This window comes from Methanospirillum sp. (assembly GCF_028679455.1).
Lineage (GTDB): Archaea > Halobacteriota > Methanomicrobia > Methanomicrobiales > Methanospirillaceae > Methanospirillum.
Genome location: NZ_JAJRBM010000213.1, coordinates 1 through 5,700 on the forward strand (window position 1 = coordinate 1; position 5,700 = coordinate 5,700).

Genomic DNA, 5,700 nt, shown 5'->3' on the forward strand with positions numbered 1-5,700 from the left:
CTCCAAGTGGGATTTCCCCAAAGATATGCAGACCCTCCGGAATCTGGGTATTATAGATCCGGGTAAGGGATTCATGAGCTATGGTAATGAGGTCATTCATCCCTTCCCCATGTTCTTTGATCTGCTCGATGTCGATCTCTTTCTCCATCTTGTTCCTGGCGATGAGGTCGATGATTACATGTTCAAGAGCATGAGCCCTAGCCGGATCTGACGTCACAATTCTTTGATATTCATCCAGCCGGTCTGCAAGTTCGGCAAGATCACCATATAGTCCGCTCTCGGTCATCAGTGACTGCATATGTCCGATGAGCGTTGATGGTGTTCTTCTTTTTGCAATAGTGCCTTCCGGCGGATTGTCTGTATTGTAAATGTAGATCAGGGGTACATCTCCCAGAACTGCTGCCGGAAGGCATGATGAAGAAAGTGTTACCGACTTGCCAGGAAGAAATTCAAGTGTTCCATGAGTCCCGACATGTACCAGGACATCGGCGTTCCAGATCTCTGTCAGGTACCGGTAGGTTGCAAGGTAATGATACGGCGGAGGGATTTGTGGATCATGCAGAATTTTACATACCTGACCGTCACATCTGGCACCCACACAGCCTCGTTTGGGTTGTGTACAGACAACCGCATTTCCATATCTAACGCCGGTGATAACCAAAGATCCTTCATACACCATCCCCGGGGGCACTCCGTCTTTCATCTCTCCGGGAGGGTCTCCCCAGGTTTCCCTGAGCTGGGTGATGAGGCTCTCAGGGAGTTCATCAAACCATCGAAGATATAGATCAGGTCCGACCAGATCGAGTGCTCCCCCCTTTGCAACGATCTCCTGGACTGATGTCCACCTGAACTCGGAAAGGGCTTTTTTATCCAGTATGGTATTTATGAGGTCTTTACCGTTTTCAGGAGCAGTAACGGCATATCCATTCTTTTTAAGCATCTGCAGGATCCGGGCGACAGACTCGAGAGAGTCAAGATGGGCTGCAGTTCCTACGGTTGCTTCTATTGAGGAGCATGGTGCATTGTTCAGGATAAATGCAATTTTTCTTTCCTCTGGTTTTTTGTGTTTCAGTCTGACCCAGCGTGATGCCAGGTTTCCTAGTGCCATTATCCGTTCCTCAATGGGATCATGCCATTCCACGTCGCCACCAGCTGGTTCATCGGGCGATCGGGTCCCGATCGGGATCATAGAGGTCATTCCCATGAACTCAGGAATGACGATTGCCCAACCGGCTTCAGATGGAGTGAGTCCGGCACTACTGGTGATCCAATCTTCATAAGTCCGATTGTAAATGATGACCGGATGGATGATGGGAACGTTCAGAACACGGAGGTTTATCACCGTTTCACGGATGTTGCGGGAGAGGGTGACTGACTGCAGATTGATGAGGAGATCAATCCGACCGGTAAAGTAAGAATTAATAACTTTATCTCCCGGCCGAGCACCCAAATCTGCGTCGCCGGTTCCAATACAGAAGACAGCAATTACATCGTGTTCTTGTTCGAGTCTACGGATTACAGCGTCAATAACTTTCAGATCACAGTTGACCCAGTACAAACGGTAAAAAAGTATTCCAACAATAGAGTCATGCTTTCTCCCCCGCCATTGGAGATATTCATTAGGATCAGAGAAAATCCGGGCACTATCCGGGTGGTAAATACCATCCCATGCATTGGGCTGCGGCTCCTGAAAAACAATTGATTCGTGGAAGAGTTCGGCACGCAGGTATTTTACCATCTCACCGATGTTCATCTCTCCGCCATAGATATAATAGGCAGAAGCAGTAGCAGCAACTTTTGTCTGGACGGTTGATATTGACATGCCTTCCTGATCAAAACCGATTGGGACAACCGGAATACCCGTTGGTATCTGGGGGATGATATCATCCCAGACTGGATCAGGTGATGGGTGGATAAGGATCAGATCTGCATCTTTAATATCCCGAATTGCCTTCTGAAGTTCTTCCTCTTCTCGAACTGCAGTACTGGTATAGAAAGCATAGATTATCTCCTGCATATCACATACCCTTTTGAGGAGCGGTAATTCTCCGCCCCATACAATGCCGGTTATCTTCATGTTAGAATCCTCTTGATGCCCGTATCGGGACAATATGTGGTATTCCTCCGTCAGTGCTCATATGTGCATCCACCTGGTACACGGTTTTGATATGATCAGGGGTGAGGATTTCAGATGGTAACCCGTCCCCGATAATCCGATGATTATGGATGATCAGTACCCTGCTGCAGTACCGCATGGCAAGGGTAAGATCATGAACTGCCATTACTGCCGCAATTCCCTGTTCACGAATGATTGATGAAATGATCTCCATAACTTCGAGTTGATGATAGAGATCCAAGTTAGCGGTTGGCTCATCCAAAAGAAGGATTGAAGGGTCCTGAGCAATAGCACGGGCAATGAGTGCTTTCTGTCGCTCTCCACCGCTGATTTCAAACACATCCCTTGAAGCAAATGGCAGCAGCCCGAATCGGGATATTATTTCCTGAACGATTTGAAGATCATGGGAAGAGACTCCCCAGGTGATATATGGTTTTCTTCCCATGAGGACTGCTTCAAAGACCGTTTTAGATATCCTACCCTGTATTGACTGGGGAACATATCCAATGATCCGAGCACGACTCCTCGCCTCTATCTCATTCAGATTCTTCCCATCTATTGAGACTTTTCCTTCGGGTTTGAGGATATGGCCCAGGCATTTGAGAAGTGTGGTCTTTCCTGAACCATTTTTCCCACATAGGCCGATAAACTCTCCCGGTCTGACCTCAAATGAGATATCCTGTATTATCGGAGTCTGGTGGTAGGTGTATGCAACTTTCTCTGCACTCAGTATTACCAATATTCCCGCCTCACTTTCATGAACAGGTACCCGAAAAACGGAATTCCGATAAATGCGGTCATGATTCCGACTGGGATGATCTGATCCGGTATCAGACTTCTTGAGAGGATGTCAGCACTGGTGAGAAGCATTGCCCCGATCAGTCCTGATATCGGGATCAGATACCGCATATCTGCTCCGATAAGCATCCGGGAGATGTGGGGGGCGACAAGTCCGATAAAGCCGATGGTTCCGGTAAAACAGATGATTCCTGCGGTGATGACAGACACTATCATCATGCAGGTTCCACGTGTCCGGTCAGCAAGAACCCCAAGTCCTTTTGCTATCTCATCTCCTTCTGAGAGGGCATTGATGTCCCAGGATCGCCAGAGGAGATAGGGGATCGTCAGAAGGAGAATGGCAACTACTGCTTCGGTCTTTTCCCAACTTGTACGCGTCAGACTCCCGAATGTCCAGAACACGATCTCCTGGTTATGTTCTGCTGACGCAAAGAACTGTAAGAATGAGGTCATGGCTGAGAAAAGGTACATAATCAGAATTCCTGCAAGAACCATCGTCTCGGCGGTCATACCCCGGCGTTTTGCCATGAGGTATATCCCGAAGGTGGCCAGAAGGGTGAATATGAAAGCATTGGTTACGATGAAACCTTCTGTCCAGAGTCCGATTCCGGTACCGAATATGATGGCTATAGATGCCCCGAATGCAGCTGCAGATGATATTCCCAGGGTGAACGGACTTGCAAGAGGGTTGCGCAGTATTCCCTGCATCACGGCACCACAAACGGCAAGACCGAAACCTGCACAAGCTCCAAAGATAACCCTGTGAAGCCTGATTCCAAATACGATAGCGTTTTCAAAAGAATCACTTCTATTTCCCAGTAGTCTGTTAACAATCGTGAGTGCAACTTCAGGTGGTGTCAGGCCGGCAGACCCGATGGTCACTGATATGCACAGGAGAACGAAGAGAAGTCCTGTAAGAACTACACCAAACAGGATTCGCTTTCCCTGTGACTGAAGATAAAGAGTGATCAGTGAATCAGCAGGTTGCATTTCCATAGACAAAACCACCCCTGATAGCGGGATCAAATGCGAGATGTTGGAATCGGTTCAGGTACTCCTGGTGAGTCTTTAAAGGATCGCAATCAGCAAAAAGGTCTGGATAAAACCATTTTGCAAGATACTGCATCCCGATGAAATGGGAGGCTGAACCGAGAATATCACTTTGGATGATGTACACCTTATTTTGCTGAACTGCGGGGAGCGTCCTCCATCCGGTCCGGTTTACCAGTACATCATGTACCGGAATGAGGGCTGAATTGTCAGGGTCATTGTAGCCACCCACATTCGCTTCTCCCGCCCCCACCTGTTTAATGATAATATCAGGGGCAAGTCTGAGTACTGCTTCAGGATCAACTGCAGGGTATGGCGTCGATGAATCAGCAAAGATGTTTCTTCCTCCTGAAAAGACCACCTTCTCGTGGTAACCCGATCCTGGAGCTGCAGATTTATAGGCGTTCCAACTCTCAAAGTAGACAGTCTTCCGTTCCATTTCCGGGATGGATGCAACCCGGTTCCTGATTGAATTCATCACCGGTTCATAGAATGAAAGAAATTCCTCTGCCTCCTGGTTTTTCCCCAAAATTTTCCCGATTATCCTCGCTTCAGCAGGATATACTTCAGGTCTGAAGAGATCGAACCGCAGGACCCTAATCGATGGATCAAGATTATGGACTTGGTCTTCGATAGTCTTCACGGCATCCTGGCTGATGGTTGCATAGATAAAGATTGTATCAGGGTGTAATGCCAGGAGCGATTCGATGTTTGGTGACCAGACGGTTCCTACATCAGGAGTATTCTGAAACTCCGGGAAGAATGTCTGCTCATCGTGGGCATTCTGTGGTACTCCAATTATCAGGTTTGATGCATTCAAAGAACGCAGGGTCTCAAGGGTACTGCCATCGTATGCTATGAGACGGCGGACTGGTTTATCCAAAATTGTAGTCCGATTTGCAGTATCGGTGATCATGAGGGGAGTTCCATTCCAATACCGGTACATAAATGCTGCATCCATGACCTCCGGTGAGACTGATTCTCCGGTTTCAAGATCTGCCAGGATGGCTGAACTCAACTCACCAGTGCTGATCCGATCATCGCCATTGGAATCTCCTGTAATATCTGGACAAACCGGGAGGATTGTGATGAGAAACAGAATTGCAATGATTACCGGTTTTTTCATGATTGCCTCCAGGAAAGAATCATCACTCCACAAACAAGCGAGAACAGGATTGATACGGGAAAAAATCCTGCACTCTGTGGATTTTTCCGGTTACTTGTGGCTGAATCATGAACATCCGTGCTTTTTTCTACAACTCTGATTGAACCCTCCTGTAATGAGACCAATGGGAGGACGATCTCTTCTCCAGTGAGGTAGTTCGTGTATGATCCGGTTAGTATCCCTGAAGAACCAGTGATGCGGAAAGAAAGTTCTCCTCCGTCAGGGATTGCAAAATAAAGAGAGTCAGCAGACTGGCTAACCTGGATGCCAGGAAGGCTCGATGACAGATATGAGAACCCCTGTGGTAGTTGCATCGATACTCCGGCCGGAGTTGTTAATCCGTTGAGACTGTACTGGTAATCCCATTGACTTACGTTGACGCTAGTAGTAACATTCGGAATCAGCGGATTTGATTCGGCGAATGACATGGAGGATATCAGAATAAAAATAATAAGGTAACTATTCAGGAATGCTGAGAACAGGTTGACATTGACATCGTATCCTGCCCATAAGTTCTGATATTATCCTTCCCTGGAATCCAAGGATTATTCTCAAAAGCGGAGGTAATAGC

General features: G+C 47.5%; 5 protein-coding genes. All 5 read right to left on the bottom strand.

What is annotated here, in order from left to right:
- The coding region (locus tag LUQ50_RS07070; RefSeq protein ID WP_300038262.1) for a cobaltochelatase subunit CobN at positions 1 to 2,077 on the bottom strand (2,077 nt) is incomplete at its 3' end.
- Position 2,078: 1 nt separating this feature from the next.
- On the bottom strand, positions 2,079 to 2,855 hold the full coding sequence (locus tag LUQ50_RS07075) for an ABC transporter ATP-binding protein (RefSeq protein ID WP_300038265.1): 777 nt from the start codon (positions 2,853 to 2,855) through the stop codon (positions 2,079 to 2,081).
- A complete protein-coding gene (locus LUQ50_RS07080) occupies positions 2,849 to 3,910 on the bottom strand; it encodes an iron ABC transporter permease (RefSeq protein ID WP_300038269.1) in 1,062 nt (353 codons plus the stop codon). Before LUQ50_RS07080 ends, LUQ50_RS07075 begins: the two co-directional genes overlap by 7 nt.
- Positions 3,891 to 5,090 (bottom strand): ABC transporter substrate-binding protein, encoded by a 1,200-nt coding sequence (locus LUQ50_RS07085; protein ID WP_300038272.1) that lies wholly within the window; start codon positions 5,088 to 5,090, stop codon positions 3,891 to 3,893. Before LUQ50_RS07085 ends, LUQ50_RS07080 begins: the two co-directional genes overlap by 20 nt.
- Positions 5,087 to 5,557, bottom strand: a complete 471-nt coding sequence (locus LUQ50_RS07090; protein WP_300038275.1) for a hypothetical protein — start codon at positions 5,555 to 5,557, stop codon at positions 5,087 to 5,089. Before LUQ50_RS07090 ends, LUQ50_RS07085 begins: the two co-directional genes overlap by 4 nt.
- Positions 5,558 to 5,700: the final 143 nt, after the last annotated feature.